General features: G+C 68.8%; 17 protein-coding genes. 9 read left to right on the forward strand and 8 right to left on the reverse strand.

Translation table 11 applies throughout. The annotated features are described in order from the left end of the window. Positions 1–17 precede the first annotated feature (17 nt). The 4 genes from NBW77_RS09220 to NBW77_RS09235 all read right to left on the reverse strand — a co-directional run bounded on the left by NBW77_RS09220 (position 18) and on the right by NBW77_RS09235 (position 3129). Complete coding sequence (locus NBW77_RS09220; RefSeq protein WP_131746526.1) at positions 18–1313, reverse strand: ribonuclease D; 1296 nt, start codon at positions 1311–1313, stop codon at positions 18–20. A 183-nt stretch (positions 1314–1496) separates the two neighbouring features. Then, entirely contained in the window at positions 1497–2123 is a 627-nt protein-coding gene (locus NBW77_RS09225; protein ID WP_165486034.1) for a DUF3000 domain-containing protein, read from the reverse strand. A 102-nt stretch (positions 2124–2225) separates the two neighbouring features. Continuing rightward, positions 2226–2519 carry a hypothetical protein gene (locus NBW77_RS09230; protein ID WP_131746528.1) on the reverse strand — a complete coding sequence of 98 codons (294 nt, stop codon included), beginning with the start codon at positions 2517–2519 and terminating at the stop codon, positions 2226–2228. Between the two features lie 229 nt (positions 2520–2748). Then, positions 2749–3129, reverse strand: a complete 381-nt coding sequence (locus NBW77_RS09235; protein ID WP_250279570.1) for a DUF3817 domain-containing protein — start codon at positions 3127–3129, stop codon at positions 2749–2751. 207 nt (positions 3130–3336) lie between these two features. Here NBW77_RS09235 and hemE point away from each other — a divergent pair, with 207 nt between their 5' ends. From hemE to NBW77_RS09255, 4 genes are all read left to right on the forward strand, one after another. Further along, on the forward strand, positions 3337–4428 hold the full coding sequence (hemE, locus tag NBW77_RS09240; RefSeq protein ID WP_131746564.1) for a uroporphyrinogen decarboxylase: 1092 nt from the start codon (positions 3337–3339) through the stop codon (positions 4426–4428). A gap of 165 nt (positions 4429–4593) precedes the next feature. Continuing rightward, positions 4594–5985: a protoporphyrinogen oxidase gene (gene hemG / locus NBW77_RS09245; RefSeq protein ID WP_131746565.1), complete on the forward strand. Its 1392-nt coding sequence runs from the start codon at positions 4594–4596 to the stop codon at positions 5983–5985. 105 nt (positions 5986–6090) lie between these two features. Beyond that, the gene (gene hemQ / locus NBW77_RS09250; protein WP_131746529.1) at positions 6091–6816 is read left to right on the forward strand and encodes a hydrogen peroxide-dependent heme synthase; all 726 of its coding nucleotides are present in this window, start codon (positions 6091–6093) and stop codon (positions 6814–6816) included. Positions 6817–7401: 585 nt separating this feature from the next. Then, complete coding sequence (locus NBW77_RS09255) at positions 7402–8976, forward strand: sugar transferase (RefSeq protein WP_175324689.1); 1575 nt, start codon at positions 7402–7404, stop codon at positions 8974–8976. Between the two features lie 3 nt (positions 8977–8979). Here NBW77_RS09255 and NBW77_RS09260 read toward each other — a convergent pair whose 3' ends face one another. Beyond that, entirely contained in the window at positions 8980–9327 is a 348-nt protein-coding gene (locus tag NBW77_RS09260; RefSeq protein WP_131746530.1) for an STAS domain-containing protein, read from the reverse strand. A gap of 87 nt (positions 9328–9414) precedes the next feature. On the opposite strand from NBW77_RS09260, the gene NBW77_RS09265 reads away from it, so the two are divergent. The 3 genes from NBW77_RS09265 to NBW77_RS09275 all read left to right on the forward strand — a co-directional run bounded on the left by NBW77_RS09265 (position 9415) and on the right by NBW77_RS09275 (position 12181). After that, positions 9415–9645 (forward strand): hypothetical protein, encoded by a 231-nt coding sequence (locus tag NBW77_RS09265; protein ID WP_250279571.1) that lies wholly within the window; start codon positions 9415–9417, stop codon positions 9643–9645. Positions 9646–9954: 309 nt separating this feature from the next. Beyond that, a complete protein-coding gene (locus tag NBW77_RS09270; protein WP_250279572.1) occupies positions 9955–10374 on the forward strand; it encodes a PX domain-containing protein in 420 nt (139 codons plus the stop codon). A 175-nt stretch (positions 10375–10549) separates the two neighbouring features. Next, a complete protein-coding gene (locus NBW77_RS09275; RefSeq protein ID WP_131746532.1) occupies positions 10550–12181 on the forward strand; it encodes a peroxidase family protein in 1632 nt (543 codons plus the stop codon). A gap of 13 nt (positions 12182–12194) precedes the next feature. Here the strand turns inward: NBW77_RS09275 and NBW77_RS09280 are convergent, their stop codons facing one another. The 3 genes from NBW77_RS09280 to cysC form a co-directional block, all read right to left on the reverse strand. Next, a complete protein-coding gene (locus tag NBW77_RS09280) occupies positions 12195–14114 on the reverse strand; it encodes an ABC transporter ATP-binding protein (RefSeq protein WP_250279573.1) in 1920 nt (639 codons plus the stop codon). A gap of 80 nt (positions 14115–14194) precedes the next feature. Then, complete coding sequence (locus NBW77_RS09285; protein WP_131746533.1) at positions 14195–15928, reverse strand: ABC transporter ATP-binding protein; 1734 nt, start codon at positions 15926–15928, stop codon at positions 14195–14197. A gap of 285 nt (positions 15929–16213) precedes the next feature. After that, complete coding sequence (gene cysC / locus NBW77_RS09290; RefSeq protein WP_250279574.1) at positions 16214–17827, reverse strand: adenylyl-sulfate kinase; 1614 nt, start codon at positions 17825–17827, stop codon at positions 16214–16216. Between the two features lie 161 nt (positions 17828–17988). On the opposite strand from cysC, the gene NBW77_RS09295 reads away from it, so the two are divergent. Beyond that, positions 17989–18699, forward strand: a complete 711-nt coding sequence (locus tag NBW77_RS09295; RefSeq protein ID WP_242605791.1) for a 3'(2'),5'-bisphosphate nucleotidase CysQ — start codon at positions 17989–17991, stop codon at positions 18697–18699. A gap of 127 nt (positions 18700–18826) precedes the next feature. Further along, positions 18827–19741 carry a sulfate adenylyltransferase subunit CysD gene (cysD, locus tag NBW77_RS09300; protein ID WP_131746569.1) on the forward strand — a complete coding sequence of 305 codons (915 nt, stop codon included), beginning with the start codon at positions 18827–18829 and terminating at the stop codon, positions 19739–19741. Positions 19742–19781 lie beyond the last annotated feature (40 nt).

Genomic DNA, 19781 nt, shown 5'->3' on the forward strand with positions numbered 1-19781 from the left:
AGTAACTCTGCCGGCGGCTACCCGTCGACGGCGTCGGCCGTGTCGTCCCGGGTGGGCGGTTCGGGCAGGCAGCCGGCGATCGGCCCGGCGGTGAGCTCCACCTGCCAGGGCCGGGCGCCGCCGTCGCATAGCAGCCTCGTGACGGCCTCGACCGTTGCCGGCTGCGGCGGCGACCAGACGATCCGGCGGGCGAGAGCCGGCTCCAGCAGGTTCTCCACCGGCATGGTCCGCTCGGCCGCGATCGTGCCGAGGCGGGCCCGCACCCGGGCGAGGCGGGCGGCGGCCACCGGATCGCGGTCGGCCCAGCGGTTCGGCGGGGGCAGGCCGTCACCTCCGGCCGCGGTCGGCACCGGCAGGGCGTCCTCAGGCAGCCCGGCAGCCTCCCGCAGGGCGCTGAACCAGGTCCGTCCACTGCGTCGCAGCCGGGGGCCAGAGAAGACCGGCAGCCGGGTGAGGGCCTCGACGTCCGCGGGGTTGTTGAGGACCGCCTCGATGATCGCGCTGTCGGGAAGAATCCGCCCGGGTGCGATGTCGCGTTCCCGGGCGATCCGGTCCCGGGTCGTCCACATCGAACGGACCGCGGCGAGTTGGCGACGGCTGCGGACGCGGTGGATCCCGCTGGTGCGCCGCCACAGCTCCGGTCGCGGTTCACGTGGGGGAGCGGCGGCGATCGCGGCGAACTCCTCACGTGCGAAAGGCAGCTTGCCCTGCTCGTCGAGCTCGACTTCCAGGGCGTCACGCAGCTCGACGAGCAGTTCGACGTCGAGCGCGGCGTAGCGTAGCCACGGTTCGGGTAACGGCCTGGTCGACCAGTCGGCCGCCGAATGCCCCTTCTCGAGGGTGAAACCCAGCACCTTCTCGACCATGATTCCGAGTCCGACCCGCTCGTAGCCCAGCAGCCGGCCGGCGAGCTCCGTGTCGAACAGGGTCGCGGGGCGCAGACCGACTTCCGACAGGCACGGCAGGTCCTGGCTGGCGGCGTGCAGGACCCATTCGGCGTCACCGACGGCGTCCTGCACGGCGCAGAGGTCCGGTACGGCGATCGGATCGATGAGATGGGTGCCCGAGCCCCGGCGGCGGATCTGCACCAGGTAGGCCCGCTGGCTGTAGCGATATCCCGACGCCCGTTCGGCATCGAAGGCGACCGGACCGGTGCCGGCGGCCAGCGCCGTCGCGGCTATGCGCAGTGATACCTCGTCGACGACTACGGAAGGTATGCCCTCGGACGGTTCGAGTAGCGGACGAGCATGCTCCCCGCTGCTGCTGGGGTCTTGGCTGACCTGGGGCGATGAGTCCGGAACCGTCGACGTCACGATCGGCGATCGTACGTCGGGAACAGCGGCTGAGCGGGGCGGTCAGCCGGACGGGGCCCGAACAAATCGGCCGAGGTCGGCGGTTGACGTCGAATCAGCCGTCCATTGTCACTCGTGGCAGCCTCCTTGACGCACAGCGTTCTCGACAGTGGGATACGGGAGTGGGACCATCATGATTTATGATCATGGTTCCCGGCGACTTGGCAGGGGCACCACGCCACAGACCCGCGGTGGCAGGCCCACCATGGCTGCCAGCAGGTCCGCGAAAGCGTGCAGTTGCGCCACCGCCTCGACGGGTCTCCACGCGCGGCGCCCGGTACCGCCCGAGGTCTCGGCCCAGTCCGGAGACCACGAACACCTCAGTTCCATGTCCGAGCTGTCGCCGTCCGCCGCGAGTACGCCGAAACGCCTCGAGTTCGTGACGGTCACGGTGCCGCCCATCGCGCGGTATGCGGCCTGGTTGGTGTCCAGCGCCTCACGCAGCCATGACCAGACGACCTCGGGCAGGAACGGGTCCGTGGCGATCTCGGGATCGATGGCCGCCCGCGCGTAGCAGACGAACCTCGCGGTGCCTTCCCAGGCGCTGTGCCCGGCCGGATCGACGAGGAGGATGAGACGCCCGGAGGCGACCTCGTCGCCGTCTCGGGACAGGCCTCCGGCGACGGCGAACGCATACGGCGCAAGCCTCGTCGGTGCCTGGAGCTCGTGTACGGCGACCTCCGACCGGACCCGCCCCAGCGCGTCCCGCAGCGCCTGGGTCGCGGCTGCGAAGACCGGTGGGGCTTCATCCGGAGACAGCGACGCGCCCATGGACGTCACGTTAGGACTTCCGGGCCGCAGGCGCTGAATGGATCTTGAGTCGCGGTGGGGCCGGTTCCATGGACGACCGGCCCACCGGGGCCGGCCATCTGATCAGGCGACATGGTAGCGCTGGTCGCGAACCGGCGATCCGGCGGGTCGGTCACGTCTTGCCACACCGACCCGGGACGGCCGGGAAGCCACCGGCCGCGGGGTACTGGACGCACTCGGGTCGAGGAAGATCGGCGGGTCGAGGAACACCGCCGTCCCGCACTCGACACAGGCGCGGTCAGGGCAGTCCATGCCATGCCCGTCCTGACACGGCGGTTGTTCGAAAGCGCGCTCGTCGCCGCATTCGGGGCAGGCAAGAAGAGTCAACCCGTCGGCGCCCACATGGACCTGTTCCATCCGAACACCACTCCCAGGGCAGCCCATGACAGAAGGGTTCGTATGGACATCACGGACCCTCTCATCCGATTCCGACTTCCCTGACGGTGGCACGGACCGGTCGTATCTCCACGCATCCTGTCCCGGCGTGTCGTGCCTGCCAGTCATGTCCGCAGGTGTCCCGAGTGCCCGCCTTTGGCATGTGGCCGGGCATGTGGCCGCCCGGTTCCGGACCGTGTCGGTGTTCTCGTCAGGTCGGGAGCTGGGATTCGCCGCCGGCCCGAACCGCCACATCCGCCGTCGGCGTACCCGCACCGGATCCGCGCAACCACCGGCGTTCGACGAAGTACGGGGCCACCGGCAGGACCGATGCGCCCAGCGCCAGCAGGGTTTTCGACACGGGCCAGCGTTGGTCCACGGCGACGGCGATCATGATTGCGCAGTAGGCGAGGAAGAGTACTCCGTGTATCGGTCCGAGCACCCGGACGCCGCCGGGCCGGTCGGCGCCGTACTTGACCGCGGTCGCCACCAACAGGAGCAGGAACGACGTCGCCTCGGCGACCGAGACGGCCCGGGCGGCGGGTAGCGTCCGGGTACCTGCACGCGACCGGCGCTCACTGTCGTCCGGCATGTTCGTCCTCCTTCGGGGCGGCAGCGCTCCCCCCGCTCTTCTACGTCAGGTCGAAGATAACCCGTGTCCGGCCTGCGCATGGCGGTCCGGGCGTGCCGGATGCGTCCCGGCACGGTGTTCGTCCGAGGCGACCGGCGTGACGGACGTCGCGGCGACGCCGGCGGCCGATCGGGCACGCCCCGGAGCCGGCATGCAACCATCAAGGCCATGTATTCGGCAGCGGCGTATTCGGCAGCGGTGCCCAGACGACCGGCCCCAGACGTGTCCACTCCCGTGTCCGAGCTTCACGACACGCCGTTCCTGCGGGCCTGCCGTGGCGAGCCCACCGAACGCACCCCGGTGTGGTTCATGCGTCAGGCCGGCCGTGCACTGCCCGAATACCGCAAGTTGCGGGCCGGGACCGCGATGCTCGATTCCTGCCGTGACCCCGCCATGGTCACCGAGATCACCCTGCAGCCGGTCCGCCGTTTCCACCCGGACGCCGCGATCCTGTTCTCCGACATCGTGCTGCCCCTGGTCGCCATCGGCGTGGACCTCGACATCGTCGCCGGCGTGGGTCCGGTCATCGCGGACCCGGTCCGCGACCACGGCGGGCTGGCGCGGCTGCGTCCACTTTTCGGTGACGACGTGGCATACGTGGCCGAGGCCGTGCGGACCCTTGTCGCGGAGCTGGGGTCGATCCCGCTGATCGGGTTCGCCGGCGCCCCTTTCACCCTCGCCAGCTACCTTGTCGAGGGCGGCCCGAGCCGGACGCATGCCCGTACCAAGGCGCTGATGTACGGCCAACCCGTGCTCTGGCACGAACTGCTGGAGCGGCTCGCCGACATCGCGGTCGGCTTCCTGCGGGTGCAGATCGAAGCCGGGGTCAGTGCCGTGCAGCTGTTCGACTCGTGGGCCGGAGCCCTGGACGAGGCCGACTACCGCCGTTACGTCCTCCCGCACAGTCAGCGTGTGCTCGATGCCGTCAGGGACGGCGGTGTCCCGCGCATCCACTTCGGGGTGAACACCGGTGAGCTGCTCGGCGCCATGGCCGAGGCCGGCGCGGACGTGGTCGGAGTGGACTGGCGGGTCCCGCTCGACGAGGCCGCCCGGCGGATCGGCCCGGCCCGGGCGGTGCAGGGCAACCTCGACCCGACCGCCGTCTTCGCGCCGGAACACGTCCTTGCCGAGAAGGTCCGGGACGTGTGCGCGCGTGGCGCCAAGGCCGACGGTCACGTGTTCAACCTCGGGCACGGTGTGCTGCCCGAAACCGATCCCGGAGTGCTTGCCCACATCGTCGACCTGGTTCACGAGGCCTGATCGGCTGCTCGACCGTTGCACCGGGCTGGGTTGTGAGGTGCCTTTCCTCACCGTTGCCGCCACATCGCCGGGTCGCCCCGACCCGTGCACCTGCTGCCGGGAGACACTGGGGTTGTGGCGGCGGGCATCGGAGCAGGCGGCCGCGACCGGGAGGAGCGGGTCTGCATGCGGGTCGTCGTGGTCGGAGCAGGGATCGCGGGTCTTTCGGCCGCGCACGCGTTGCGGGGCCGGGCCGAGGTCACCGTGGTCGAGTCCGGCGACCGTGTCGGAGGCAAACTCCGGACCACTGCGTTCGAAGGCCTGGATATCGACGAGGGTGCGGAGTCGTTCCTCGTCCGGGTCCCGGAGGCCGTGCGCCTCGCCCGTCATGTGGGTCTCGGTCACGACATCATCCACCCGGCCACCGCCGCGGCGTCACTGCTGATCTCCGGCCGGTTGCGTCCACTGCCGCCGCGGACCCTGCTCGGTGTCCCCACCGATGCGGTCGGCCTGATCCGTTCCCGGGTGCTGTCACCGGCCGGGCTGATCCGTGCCGCAGCGGACCTGGTGCTGCCGCGCACCACGCTGCCCGACGATCCGACCGTCGGTGGCTATGTGGGCGCGCGGGTCGGTCGCCAGGTCGTCGAGCGCCTGGTCGACCCGCTGCTCGGCGGGGTCTACGCCGGACGGGCTGATGCCCTGTCCCTGCGCGCCACGGTTCCGCAGCTGACCCCGATCCTGTCCGAGAACCGCTCGTTGCTGATTGGTGCCTACCGGGTACGGGCTCGGACCGCGCCCGCCGATCCCGCGGGAACGCCGGTGTTCGCATCCGTCCGTGGCGGCCTCGGGCGGTTCGCCGCACAGGTTGCGGACGCCAGCGAGGCAAAGGTGCTGCTGCGCACAACCGTCCACGCGGTGGACAGGACCAGTCGTGGCTGGCGGGTGACCATTGCCGGTGCCGGCGGTGAGCTGGGCGAGTCGATGATCGAGGCCGATGCTGTGATCTTCGCGGTGCCCGTGCCGGTGGCCCGCGCGCTGCTGACACCGGTGGCGCCGCATGCGGCCGCGCCGTTGGCCGCAGTCCCGTACGCCTCCGTGGCGTTGACCACGCTGCTCTACCGCGGGGTGCGGCTCCCGGCCGGCAGCGGCTACCTTGTCCCGCCGGGAGAGGGCGCGATCGTCAAGGCTGCGACGTTCCTGTCCGCGAAGTGGCCGCACCTGCCGGCGGGTACCGGACTGACCGTGGTGCGGGCCAGCGTCGGCCGGGCCGGTGACGAACGTGATCTGGAGCGTTCCGACGTCGAGCTTGCCGGTGTCGTCGCGGCCGAACTCGCCGCCGCCACCGGTCTGACGGCCCGCCCGGTGGCCAGCCGGGTGAGCCGCTGGGACGGCGGACTTCCGCAGTACCTGCCGGGCCATCTGGACCGGACGGCGACCGCCCGTCGGGGACTGCCCGCCGGTCTGGCACTCGCCGGGGCCGGCTACGACGGGGTGGGCATTCCGGCGTGCATCCGGTCCGGCGAGGCGGCCGCGGAGACGGTGCTGCGATCCGACGACACCGTCCGCGTCGGACGCTGAGGTTCCCGCTGACGGACACCGGGCAGGCCGGGACCACACACCGGACAGCGCCGCCGGGTCCGGGGTTGTCGGGTCCGGGGTTGCTCGCTGGGTGACAATTGGTCCATGTCCGCGACTCCCAGAACCGAGACTTCCCGAACCGAACCCGCGTCGTCCGCCCGGGACCTCAACGCCGAACTGCTGTACACCTCGTGGTCGGTCTTTGCGGCGCGTGACGCCCTGCCCGCGGACCGGACGGCGATCGTGGCCGAGGTGGAGGACCTGCTGGACGGGGCGCTCGCCAAGGACGTCTACACCCGCGGTGTCTATGACCTGAGCGGCTACCGCGCGGATGCCGACGTCCTGCTGTGGTGGACCAGCCCCGACCCCGACCTGCTGCAGGAGACCTATCAGCGCTTCCGCCAGAGCGCCCTGGGGCGGGCCATGACGCCGGTGTGGACCGGGGTTGGCCTGCACCGGCCCGCCGAATTCAACCGCAACCATGTGCCCGCCTACGTCCGTCGTGAGGATCCGCGGCCGTATGTGTGCGTCTACCCGTTCAACCGGTCGCTGGAGTGGTACCTGCTGCCCGACTACGAGCGCCGCGGCATGCTGGCCGAACACGGGATCATGGGCCGGGAGTTCGCCGACGTCCGGGCGAACACGGTGGCCGCGTTCGGGCTTGGTGACTACGAGTGGTTGCTGGCGTTCGAGGCGGACGAACTGCACCGGATCGTGGACTGTCTGCGGCACCTGCGTGCCAGTCGGGCGCGGGCGCACACCCGACTGGAGACTCCGTTCTTCACGGGTGCCCGCAAGCCCATTGTCGATCTTGTCGCGGCCCTGCCGTAAAGCCCGGTGCCACAGTAGTCGCGGTGGGCCCGTCGGCGGGCGGTGTCACTCTCGGGCCCGGTACCAGACCGTGAACCCGCATAGTTACGACGGGTAGTCGACGCTTCCCGTCCTCTGTGGTTTTTTCCTCGCGGACGCGGGCTCACGGCCACTTCTCGCCGGGTGGGTGTTCTGGATGACCAGGTCATTACATGGTCATTACTATTGGTGGCTTCACCCGTACCGCAGATCGCGGTGATTGCTTGTTACGATCGGTTACGACAAGTTCATGGACGTCTGGTCTGCGTCACTCAGTCGACAGCTTACGGTAACTGCTGGGGGGCGCTGGATTGGTTCTCCGGCGGTGCCGGTACGGTTTTCCCGTGGTAATTGAGCACCGCCGGTCGTGTGGAGATTCGGCCCGTCCTTCACTCTGTGCAACTTCTTGATGGCGGCGAAGCGGAATGATCTCTTATTGGACGGGGGGCGGTTGATGCCGTGGATTGAGACGTCCGATCGCAGACGGTGAGAAGTTGTCCGAGTCCTGGGGGGCTGGCAGTGACGGAGACAATGTCCGATAACGCTCGGGCGTCGGTGGGTACGACGATGCTGTCGCCCGTCCGTGGCCCTGACATGTGGGAACGCGACGATCTCGTCCAGGACGAGATGTCCTCGGCGGGCCGGCAGCGTAGCCGTCGCCAACCCCCGGCCACGAACTCCGCGACCACGGGTCCCCTGGAACGGGTCGGCTACCGGGCCCAGGTCGCCTGGGAGCGCAGGTATGTCCGCCTGCTCATCGTGTTCGACGCCGTGGGGTGTGTCCTGGCGACCGTCGTGGCATTCCTGGCACGTTTCGGCGAAGATCCGGTCTCGTCATGGCCGTATATCCTGATGAGTGGTGTCCTGCCGCTGGCCTGGGTGCTGTCGATGTCATTCGGGCGTGCATATGAGGGGCGCTTTCTTGGTGGGGGCTCGGAGGAATTCCGGCGGGTCGTCAACGCGGCGGCCCGAATCACCGCGTGCGTGGCCGTCGTTTCGTACGCGACAAAACTTGAGATCGCCCGGAGCTACGTCCTCATCGCCTTTCCCGTCGCGACGCTGCTGTCGGTCGTCGGGCGGTCCGGCGGACGCGGCATCCTGCATCGGATGCGTCGTGGCGGCCGCTGTCTGCACAGGGTCCTGGTGGTCGGCGCCGGCGAGTCCGCGGCGAACCTCGTGCGTCTGGCCCGCCGTGACCCGACATCTGGATGGTCGGTGGTCGGGGTCTGCCTGGATCGTTCCCCCGGGCGTCACAGCCATGACCGGCCCGAATTCAGCGGCTTCGATCTGCTCGGGGTTCCCATCGTCGGAACATTGGAGAACGTCCACACCGCGATCCAGGTAACCAGGGCGACAACTGTTGCCATCTGTCCGCAGCTGGACAGTGACACGCTCCACCGGGTGATGTGGGCACTCGAAGGCAGTGACGTCGACGTTCTTGTCGGTTCGGCGCTCACCGATGTCACGGGTCCGCGTATCTCGATTCGTCCGGTCGCGGGACTTCCCCTCCTGCATATCGAGGAACCGGAGCTGACCGGTGCCCGTCGGGTTCTGAAGGCACTCTTCGACCGGCTTCTCGCGCTCGGCGCGATACTGGTCTTCGCGCCGGTGCTGATCGCGCTTGCGGTCGCCGTCCGGCTGACCAGCCGGGGGCCTGCGATCTTCAAACAGATGCGGGTGGGCCGGGGCGGTGAGACGTTCCAGATGTACAAGTTCCGCTCGATGTACACCGATGCAGAGACGCGGCTGGACGAGCTGCGCGCGGCCAACGAACGGTCCGAAGGTCTACTTTTCAAGATCCGGGATGATCCGCGGGTGACGCCGGTCGGCCGGTTCCTGCGGAAGTGGTCACTGGACGAACTGCCCCAGCTGTTCAACGTCCTCAACGGGAGTATGTCGCTGGTCGGCCCCCGGCCGCCGTTGCCCTCGGAGGTGGCCAAGTATGAGGGCGACGTACATCGCCGGCTGATGGTCAAGCCCGGGCTCACCGGGCTGTGGCAGATCAGCGGCCGCTCGGATCTTGAGTGGGACGAGTCCGTTCGCCTGGATCTGCGCTACGTCGAGAACTGGTCGCTGGCCATGGACTTCGTGATCCTGTGGCGGACGATGTTCGCTGTCATCCGCCGCGAGGGCGCGTACTGAGCATCACTGGTCGTCGCGTCGCTGGTCGGCAGGGTGGGGCGGGAACGCTCCCCGGTCGTACGCGATGATCGCCGATGGCAGGCTGGGGAAGAGCCGGTCTGGTCCGATCTTCTCCTCCAGGCCGTATGCGCGCAGGTCGTCGAGCAGGTCCTGTTTGACGCGGGCCAGTGCGAGGACGATCCCGCGGTCCGCGAGCTCGGTTCGCAGCTCCTCCATGGCGTCCAGCGCGGTGATGTCCACCTCGATGTTCGCCTCGATGTTCGCCTCGATGTTGAGGATGAACCAGTCCAGGGGCCCTCGTGCTGGTCGGTCGCGGCCAGGGTGAGGCCCAGGCGGCGGCGACGCGGTCATCGCCTGAGCATGGCCGATACCGGCGCATCCGGCCCCGCCGCGTTCTACGTTCGAGGGGATGTCGACAGGGCTGGATCGGGGCGTTGGATGGACGAGATCCTCGCCGCCAACCTGCGTTCCTACGCGGGTGGTGGTGAGGTGGCCGGCTATCTCACGACGCCTTATCACGCCCGCCGGGTGGCGGACGCTACGGCCCTGCTGATGCGGGAGACCCTCCGCCGGGTCGACCGGCTGTTGATAGCCGACCTCGGAGCCGGCACGCGAACCGTGAGCGACAGGCTCTCCCGGCAGGGGCCCGAACCGTCATGGTGGACATGAACGTCGACCGGTTCGATCCAGCGGGTTCCCGGCCCGCACCATGGGTACGGGCCGACCTCTCGTGCATGGCTGCCCTTCAGGTCCGCGACACTGGATGGTGTTTTCGCCGGGGAGATCATCGAATATCTCTTGGCGGCGTCAAACGGTCGTAGCGACGCTCCGATAAATAATCTCCTGGCGGGGTGGACAGTAGGGGTCGGCGGCCATTCACCGCAAGCGGCATACGGTATCTCCGCCCCGCGTGGAAGCGATGCAATGAGAAAAGCGCCGCCATATATCGACTGCCGATCTGGCTTCGGATATCTGTTATTGATTTGCCCGGCGGTTATCCCGCTTGCCACGATTGCCCATGGCCGCCGTACCGCCTGCGATGCGGCCGGAACGGACCACCCCGACGACAGGACCGGCCGAGCATCCTGCATCACCCCCACGACATCGCCCGCGCCGTGCTGGCAGAGTTGCTGCCCACCAGCACCGAGAGCTGGGCTGAAGCAGGCGTATCCGTGGCGTTCTACTCGCGGGCTGCCGTCACCCGCCTACGCCGAGGCGCTGCGCCAGGGCTTGGATGGCCTGATCGACGTCACCGCAGCGCAACTGCTGGCCGCCATCGGCTACCGCGGCCTGCACGGCCTGCACGGCCTGCACGGCCTGCACGGCCTGCACGGCCTGCACGGCCTGCACGGCCTGCACGGCCTGCCGGAAGGTAGTACCAGACAAGATCAGAAATAGGGGATGGTGAGTCTGTATCCCGTTGAGCGCTATCTAGGCATTATCTAACGTGACCGTTCTCAGACACACGGCGAACGTGACGTCGTCTTGGTAGCGGCAGGTGACAGGATGCCGCACCAGGCCGCACCGAAGGTGTTGTCCGCGACATCCACCAAGCCGCCAGGAGGAAAACTCGATGTTCGAGCTGCCGCGCCCCCCACTCAGCCGCCAGCTGTCGAGGACGATCGGACGGCTCGGGCTGCGGCCGCCGATACTGCCGCCAGCGGTCAGCCGGTTCCTGCCGAATGTGATCGAACCGCTGGGCAAGGTACCGGTCCTGCGGCGCTGGCTGAGCCAGTTGGTCGTCAACTACTACGGTTACGCGACCTCGCCGCGGCCGCGCGCACTGACGCTCGGCAGCGACTACACGACCTGGCGGACGCTCACCGACCGCACGTACACCGGGCGCCACCTGCCGCCGGCCACCCTGGAGCAGCAGGGGAAATGGCCCGATCAGGCCGACGTGGTCGCGCTGTTCCGGCGAGATCGGGAGATCAAGTCCACTGATACCAGCGTGATGTTCATGTTCTTCGCCCAGTGGTTCACCGACAGCTTCCTGCGCACCAGCCGTGTCGACCACCGGCGCAACACGTCGAACCACGAGATCGACTTGTGCCAGATCTACGGCCTCACCGAGGACAGGACCTCGATGCTGCGCTCGGAGACCGGCGGCCGGCTGAAGACCCAGCAAATCGACGGCGAGGAATTCCCGGTCTTCCTCTTCGAGCCCCGGCAGCCGGGCGCGTCGCTCGTCGTCAAGCCGGAGTTCCGGGGTCTACACGACGAGGAGTTCCTGATCAACACGATCCTCGGCGACGCCTCGGAGGAGCACAAGGACAAGGTGTTCGCCGTCGGCCTTGAGCACGGTAACGCGACCATCGGCCAGACGATGATGAACGTCGTCTTCTTCCGCGAGCACAACCGGATCGCAGGGGTACTCGAGCAGGAGTACCCGGAGTGGGACCATGCACGGCTGTTCGACACCACCCGCAACGTGATGATCGTCCTGACTCTGAAGCTGGTGGTCGAGCAGTACATCAAGCACATTGCGCCGTTCGACTTCCCGATTGAGACGGTCCCGTTTCTGGCGGACGGGGAACGCTGGAACCGCTCGAACTGGTGCGCCGTCGAGTTCAACCTGCTGTACCGCTGGCATTCGCTCGCACCGGACGCCATCGGCAGCGGGGCCGACCGGCTGGAACCGGGCGAATTCCGCAACAACAACCCGTTGGTGCTGCGGCGAGGAATCGAGGCGCTGATGGCGCAGTGCTCGCGGGAGCGAGCCGGCAAGATCGGGCTCGGCAACACCCCGCGTTTCCTCGTCGACCGGTCCCAGCCAGGCTATCCCTCCATCGAGGAGCGGACGGTCGCACTGATGCGGGAGGCGCGGTTGCGCTCCTACAACGAGTACCGGGAAGCCTTCGGGCTCCGGCGGTTGTCGAGCTTCGAGCAGCTGACGAGCGACTTGCAGCTGCGTCGCCGGCTCGAGAAGCTCTACGAGAACATCGACCACCTCGAGTGGTACGTCGGGATCTTCGCCGAGGACTACCCCGACTACCTCATGATGGGTGAGTTGTTGACGACGATGGTGGCGCACGACGCGTTCACGCAAGCCCTCACCAACCCGCTGCTGGCTCGCAACGTCTTCAACGAGGCGACGTTCTCGCGCGCTGGCCTTGAGATCATTGAGGAGACGAACTCGCTCGGGCAGATCGTCGCCCGCAACTCCACCTCGCCCGACGAGGTGGTGGTCGAGTTCAGTTGCTAGATACGTCACTCGCTCAGACTTCGGCGACGGCCTGGGCGAACTGGGCCTGGTAGAGCCGGGCGTAGGCGCCGTCGGCGGCGAGCAGCTCGGTGTGGTTGCCCTGTTCGACGATCGCGCCGTTCTCCATCACCAGGATCGTGTCCGCGTCCCGGATCGTCGACAGCCGGTGCGCGATCACGAATGCGGTCCGCCCCGCCCGCAGGGTCGACATGGCCCGCTGGATCAGTACCTCGGTACGGGTGTCCACCGAGCTGGTCGCCTCGTCCAGGACCAGGATCAGGGGCTCCGCGAGGAACGCCCGGGCAATGGTGATCAGCTGCTTCTCCCCGCCGCTGACGCCGGCGCCCTCGTCGTCGAGCACCGTGTCGTAGCCGGCCGGCAGGGTGCGCACGAACCGGTCGACGTGCGCGGCGCGGGCTGCCGCGACGATCTGCTCCCGGGTGGCGCCCTCGGCGCCGTAGGCGATGTTCTCCGCGATGGTGCCCCCGAACAGCCAGGTGTCCTGCAGCACCATGCCGATGTCCGCCCGCAGCTCCTCCCGCGACATCGCGGCGATGTCGACCCCGTCCAGGGTGATCCGGCCGCCGGTGACCTCGTAGAACCGCATCAGCAGGTTGATCAGGGTGGTCTTTCCGGCGCCGGTCGGGCCGACGATCGCTACGGTATGACCGGGTTCCGCGGTCAGCGACAGGTCCTCGATCAGCGGTTTGTCCGGCTCATAACGGAACGCGACGTGCTCGAAGGCGACCCGGCCGCGCAGCCGGTCCGGATGCGCCGGGGTGGCCGGGTCGGGCTCCTGCTCGGCGGTGTCGAGCAGGTCGAACACCCGCTCCGCCGAGGCCACCCCGGACTGCATCAGGTTCGCCATGCTGGCGACCTGGGAGAGCGGCTGGCTGAACTGCCGGGAGTACTGGACGAACGCCTGCACGTCGCCGATCGACAGCGAGCCGGACGCGACCCGTAGCCCGCCGACGGTCGCCACCAGCACGTAGTTGAGGTTTCCGATGAACATCATCGCCGGCTGCATGAGCCCGGAGATGAACTGCGCGCGCCAGCTGGCGGCGTAGAGCCGCTCGTTGTGGTCACGGAAGATCTGCGCGGACTCCTCCTGCCGGCCGAACGCCCGGACCAGTGCGTGCCCGGTGTACATCTCCTCGATGTGCGCGTTGAGCCGACCGGTGATCTTCCACTGGGCGACGAACTGCGGCTGCGCGAGCTTCCCGATCCGCGTCGCGACGATGATCGACACTGGTACCGTGACCAGTGCGATCAACGCAAGTACCCAGGAGATCCAGACCATCATCGACAGCACGCCGACGATGGTCAGCACCGACGCGATGATCTGCGAGAGGCTCTGCTGCAGGCTCTGCCCGAGGTTGTCGATGTCGTTGGTGACCCGGCTGAGCACCTCACCCCGCGACTGGCGGTCGAAGTAGCGCAGCGGCAGCCGGGAGATCTTGGCCTGGACGTCCCCGCGCAGCTTGCCGAGCACCCGCTGCAGGGCGATGTTCGCGAGCCTGGCCTGTAGGACGCCGCACAGCCCGGCCACCGCGTAGACGACGAGTACCCACAGCAGCACGGTGCCGATCGCGCCGAAATCCATCCCGTGGCCGGGCGTGACGTTGAGCGAGGCGAGCAGGTCGGCCTGGGTACCGTGGCCGGCGGTGCGCAGCTGCGTGACGGCCTCGGCCTTCGTCGTGCCGGCAGGCAGCCGCCGGCTGAAGATACCTATGAGCACCAGGTCGGTGGCGTGCCCGAGCAGCCGCGGGCCAAGCACGGTGAGCCCGACGCTCACCGTCGCCAGCGCGATCACCGCGGCGAACAGGTGGCGCTGGGGACGCAGCAGGCCGAGTAGCCGGCGGCTCGACCCGGAGAAGTCCATCGACTTCTCCGTCGTGCCCTGGCCCATGAAGAAGCGGCCCGGACCGGCCATCGGAGCCGGACCTCGGCGCGGCACCGGTGCCTGGCGTGGTGCCGGTGCCGGTGCTTGGCGCGGTGCCGGTGCCTGGCCGGTCACGCGGCCTCCTCCTCGGTGAGCTGGGAGAGCACGATCTCCCGGTAGGTGGTGTTGCCGGCCATTAACTGGCGGTGGGTGCCGGTACCAACGACCTCGCCGCCGTCCAGCACGATGATCTGATCGGCCTCGCGGATGGTGGCGACCCGCTGGGCGACGATCACAATGGTCGCCGCGGCGGTCTCCCGGGCGAGCGCGGCCCGCAGATGCGCGTCGGTGGCGTAGTCCAGCGCCGAGAACGAGTCGTCGAACAGGTAGATCTCCGGGCGGCGGACCAGCACCCGGGCGATCGCGAGGCGCTGGCGCTGACCGCCGGACACGTTCGTCCCGCCCTGGGCGATCGCGGTGTCCAGGCCGTCGGGCATGGCCTCGACGAACTCCTTCGCCTGCGCGATCTCGAGCGCGTGCCACAGCTCGGCGTCGGTGGCCTCCGGGTTGCCGTAGCGCAGGTTGGTCGCGATGGTGCCGGAGAACAGGTACGGCTTCTGCGGGACCAGCCCGACGGTGGCGGCGAGCAGCGCCGGGTCGAGTCGGCGGACGTCGACGCCGTCGACGCCGACGGTGCCCTCGGTGGCGTCGGACAGCCGCGGGATCAGGCCGAGCAGTGTCGTCTTACCGCTACCGGTGCCACCGATGATCGCGGTGGTCTGGCCGGGTCGGGCCCGCACGCTGATCCCGCGCAGCACCGGCGCCTCCGCTCCCGGGTAGTGGAACCCGACGTCGCGCAGCTCCAGTTCGCCGTGCCGGTCGAGGACGCGCACCGGGTTCGTCGGCGGCACCAGGGTGGAGGCGGTCTCCAACACCTCCACGATGCGTTCCGCGCACACCTCCGCACGAGGAATCATCATGAACATGAAGGTGGCCATCATCACCGACATCAGGATCTGCATGAGGTAGCTGAGGAACGCGGTGAGCGCGCCGATCTGCATCTGGCCGGCGTCGATGCGGTGCGCGCCGAACCACAGCACGGCCACGCTGGAGAAGTTCACCACCGTGAGCACCAGCGGGAACATCAGCGCCATCAGCCGGCCGAACCGCAGCGAAACGTCGGTCAGCTCGGCGTTGGCCACCCCGAACCGGCGCTGCTCGTAGTCGTCGCGGACGAACGCGCGGATCACTCGCAACCCGTTGATCTGCTCGCGCAGGATCCGGCTGACGGTGTCGAGGCGTTCCTGCATCGCCCGGCCCAGCGGTCGCATCCGACGTACGATCAGGCTGATGATCACGCCGAGAATCGGCACGATCACGACGAGCAGGGTGGACAGCCCGGCGTCCTGGCGCACGGCCAGCGCAATGCCACCCAGGCACATGATCGGCGCGGACACCATCAGCGTGAAGCTCATCAGCACCAGCATCTGGACCTGCTGGACGTCGTTCGTGGCCCGGGTGATCAGGGACGGTGTGCCGAACCGGCCGACCTCGCGGGCCGAGAACGACTGCACCCGGTCAAACACGGACGCCCGGATGTCCCGGCCGAGCGCCATCGCGGTCCGGGCACCGAAGTACACCGCGGCACCGGCGCAGAGGATTTGCACGATGGTGACCCCGAGCATGATCCCGCCGGTGCGCAGGATGTAGTCCGTGTCACCGGTGAGCACCCCGTGGTCGATGATGCCGGCGTTCAGGGTCGGCAGGTAAAGGATGGCGATCGTCGCCACCAGTTGCAGGACGACCAGGATCGTGATCGGCCGGGTGAAGGGGCCGAGGTGGGCCCGCAGGAGTCGGATCAGCATGCGGTCTCTCTCGGCGGTGGGACGGTGGTCCGGACGGTGGTCCGGACGGTGGTCCGGACGGTGGTGCCCGACCCGAGCCACGCCCGGACCAGCTGGTGGGCGGATAACCGCACGAACGACCGACGGTCACCGCACTGCCGGCGCATAGGGACACTACGACCTGAACCAGGCTTCCGGTCAAGGCATTTTCGTGGCTGCGGCTGGTGTCCCGACCGGACCGGCAGCACCGGCAGCGTGACGGATGAGGTTCCCGCAAGGTCCTCCGTGGCAGGGCACGGAGGTGGATCAGACGGGTGTCGGTGTGAGCCAGCCGTGGGCGAGGAGGTGGTCGAGGACGGTCTGGACCGCATCGTGTGGGGATGTCTGCGCGGTGTCGAGGACGACGTCGGCGTCGGTGGGTTCCTCGTAGGGATCGGACACGCCGGTGAAGGCCGGGATGATGCCGGCGCGGGCCTTGGCATACAGACCCTTGCGGTCGCGCGCCTCGCAGATCTCCAGCCCGGTGGCGACATGTACCAGGACAAAACCGCCCCCGCTGTCCTCGACCATTGTTCTGACCTGCCGGCGGACGGCGTCGTAGGGGGCGATCGGCGCGCACACGGCGGTGCCGCCGGCGGCTGTCACCGCCGCCGCGACAAAGCCGATCCGCAGGACGTTGGCGTTGCGGTCCTCGCGGGAGAACCCGAGCCCCTTGGACAGGTGCAGGCGGACGACGTCCCCGTCCAGCAGCGTGGCCCGCCGGTCCCCGCGTTCCAGCAGCCGGCAGACGAGCAGCCCGGCCAGGGTGGACTTGCCCGAACCGGACAGCCCGGTGAACAGCACGGTGAACCCTCGTTCACCACGCGGCGGCTGGGCCCGGACCAGTTCGGTGGCAACCGCAGGCGGGGTGAGTAGCGGTGGTATCCGCGTCCCACGGTCAAGTAGCAGCGACACCGCGCTCGCCCCGGGGGCGCCGGGCGCCGGACCCACGATCACTGATCCGAGGCCGTAGGCGAGTGAAACCTGCGTCCGGTGGGTGATCTCCGCGGCGAGCGCGGGTTCGGATTCCCGGTCGTCGGACTCCCGGCCCGCGGGTTTGCCGCCGTCGCCGGTTGCGGCAGCGGCCGTACCGGCCCGGATCGTGTTGTCCGGGCCGAAGGCGACGGCCTCGGTCAGACGCGGTGCTACCTGCACCGGCATCAGGGCGAGCATCACCCGGATGCCGGCCAGTGTGTCGAGTGCCGCACGCAGGCACCGCACCCGCAGGTGGTGGCCGGCGTCCGCGGGATCGGCTCCGCCGACCGGAGCCAGCACCACCACGGCGTCTCCTCTCGCGGCGAGAGCCTCGATGCGGTCCAGGTCCGCGGTGTGCAGCAGACCGTCGACCCACAGCGCTGTCGGTGCCGGTGTGTTCGGAGTGATCCAACCGCGTCGGAGCAGTTCCGTACGTAGTTGCGCGGGCGTGAACCGCAGTTCCGGGTAGTCGGGGTGATCGGGCAGACGCAGCCCTTGCACCGTGCCGGACAGCGCCGATCCCACGACCTCGGTCAGGTGCAGCGCGGCGATCATCACTCCTTCGGAGTCCCGGAGCGCGACCGCGGAACCGGGTGTCAGCAGCGCTGCGGTCTCGGGATCCCCGCCCGCCGCATGAAGCGTGTGCCGCAGCGCCGGGGCAGGGCCGTCGAATGCCTGGTCCGGCATGGGCGGGTCGAGGGCCGGGTACCCACCGGCCAACAGCAGCTCCAGGTCGGCGAGCTGTACCGCGTTCAGTGTCAGCGACGGCCAGCGCAGCGAGGCCGCTGTCAACTCCGCGGCGCGCGCGTCATCAACCAGCAGCGCGGTCCTCTCACGGGTGGTAGGCACACCCGTGACGGTAGCGGCTGGCGTCGATCCCGCCCCGGCGACGGGCTGATACGCCACACCTGTTTCGCGCCGGTGGCACACTGCCACCGGTGACCATCGACGACAGCGACCCCGCAGGTTCCGACCCCGCAGGTTCCGAACCCACGGGGCATGAACCCGCGGTCACTCCCGAAGTCCCTGACCTTGCCGAACCGACCGATTCGGCGCTCGCGGCGCGGCTGGCCACCGACGCGGGCCTGCTTTTGCTGCGGGTCCGCGCCCAGGTCGGTTTCGCTGATCCCGCGGTGCTGCGCAACGCCGGTGACGCCCGGTCGCAGGTGCTGCTGGCGGACGCGCTCGCCCGGTACCGCCCGCATGATTCGGTGCTGTCCGAGGAGGCGGCCGATGACCCGGCCCGGCTCACCGCCCGCCGTGTGTGGATCATCGATCCGCTGGACGGGACCCGGGAGTTCGCCGAAGCGGGCCGGTCGGACTGGGCGGTGCATGTCGCGTTGTGGCAGGACGGTGAGCTGACGGCCGGCGCGCTGGCGCTGCCGGCGCAGGGTGTGACGTTGGCAACCGGCGCGCCGTTGCCCGAGCGTCCCGCTCATGCCGGGGGACCGCGGCTGGTGGCGAGCCGAACTCGCGCACCCGCGGTGGTCGGGGTGGTTGCCGAAGCGCTGGGCGGGACTGTCCTACCGATCGGTTCCGCCGGAGCGAAGGTGGCGGCCGTCGTCCGCGGTGAGGCCGACGCCTATGTTCATGCCGGTGGCCAGTACGAGTGGGACTCGGCCGCGCCGGTAGCGGTCGCCCGGGCCGCGGGTCTGCACACCAGCCGGCTCGACGGATCGGCGCTGCTCTACAACCGGCCGGACCCGCTCCTGCCTGATCTCCTGGTCTGCCGGCCGGAGCTGGCCGGACCGATCCTGGCGCTGATCGCTGATCGCTGATCGTGTGTTTCCGGCAGCCGTGGGTCCGCGCCAGGAAGGTTGCATCGCTGTCCCGCGCGTGGGTCCCTCGGCTACCTTGAGCCGATATCCACAGGTGTTGTCTACTGGCGTCGACGGGGGCTGCCGCGTGCCGACCATGAACTACGAACTCACTCACCTGCAGATGCTGGAGGCCGAGGCGATCCACATCTTCCGTGAGGTGGTAGCGGAGTTCGAACGTCCCGCGCTGCTGTTCTCCGGCGGCAAGGACTCGATCGTCATGCTGCGGGTCGCGGAGAAGGCGTTCTGGCCGGCGAAACTTCCGTTCCCGTTGGTGCACATCGACACCGGTCACAACTTTCCCGAGGTGATGGAGTTCCGGGACGTCCGGGCGGAGGAGCTGTCCGTTCGTCTGGTCGTCGGCTCCGTTCAGGACGCCATCGACGCCGGGACCATCACCGAGGACACCAGACCAGGTGCTTCTCGTAATCAGCTTCAGACACCGGTGCTGCTCGACACCATCGAGGAGAACAGGTTCGACGCGGTTTTCGGTGGGGCCAGGCGGGACGAGGAGAAAGCGCGGGCAAAGGAACGTGTCTACTCGTTCCGCGACGAGTTCGGCCAGTGGGACCCGAAGAGCCAGCGTCCCGAACTGTGGTCCCTGTACAACGGCCGGCACCGTCCGGGCGAGCACATCCGGGTGTTCCCGCTGTCGAACTGGACGGAGCTCGACATCTGGCGCTACCTCGCGCAGGAGAACCTGGAGATCCCGTCGATCTACTATGCGCACGCCCGCGAGGTGGTGGAACGTGACGGGATGCTGCTGGCGGTGACCCCGCTGACGCCGCCACTGACGGGGGAACAGCCGGTGGTCCGGCACGTGCGTTATCGCACGGTGGGCGACATGTCCTGCACCGGGGCGATCGAGTCGGCGGCGGCGACGATCGACGAGGTGATCGCCGAGGTGGCGGCCACCAGGATCACCGAACGCGGTGCGACCCGCGCCGACGACCGGGTCAGCGAGGCGGCCATGGAGGACCGCAAGCGGCAGGGCTACTTCTGATGGATGTCCGGCGGATCCCGATTCCCGACATCATGGTTCT

It is taken from the genome of Frankia sp. Cppng1_Ct_nod (assembly GCF_920656135.1).
GTDB classification, from domain to species: domain Bacteria; phylum Actinomycetota; class Actinomycetes; order Frankiales; family Frankiaceae; genus Protofrankia; species Protofrankia meridionalis.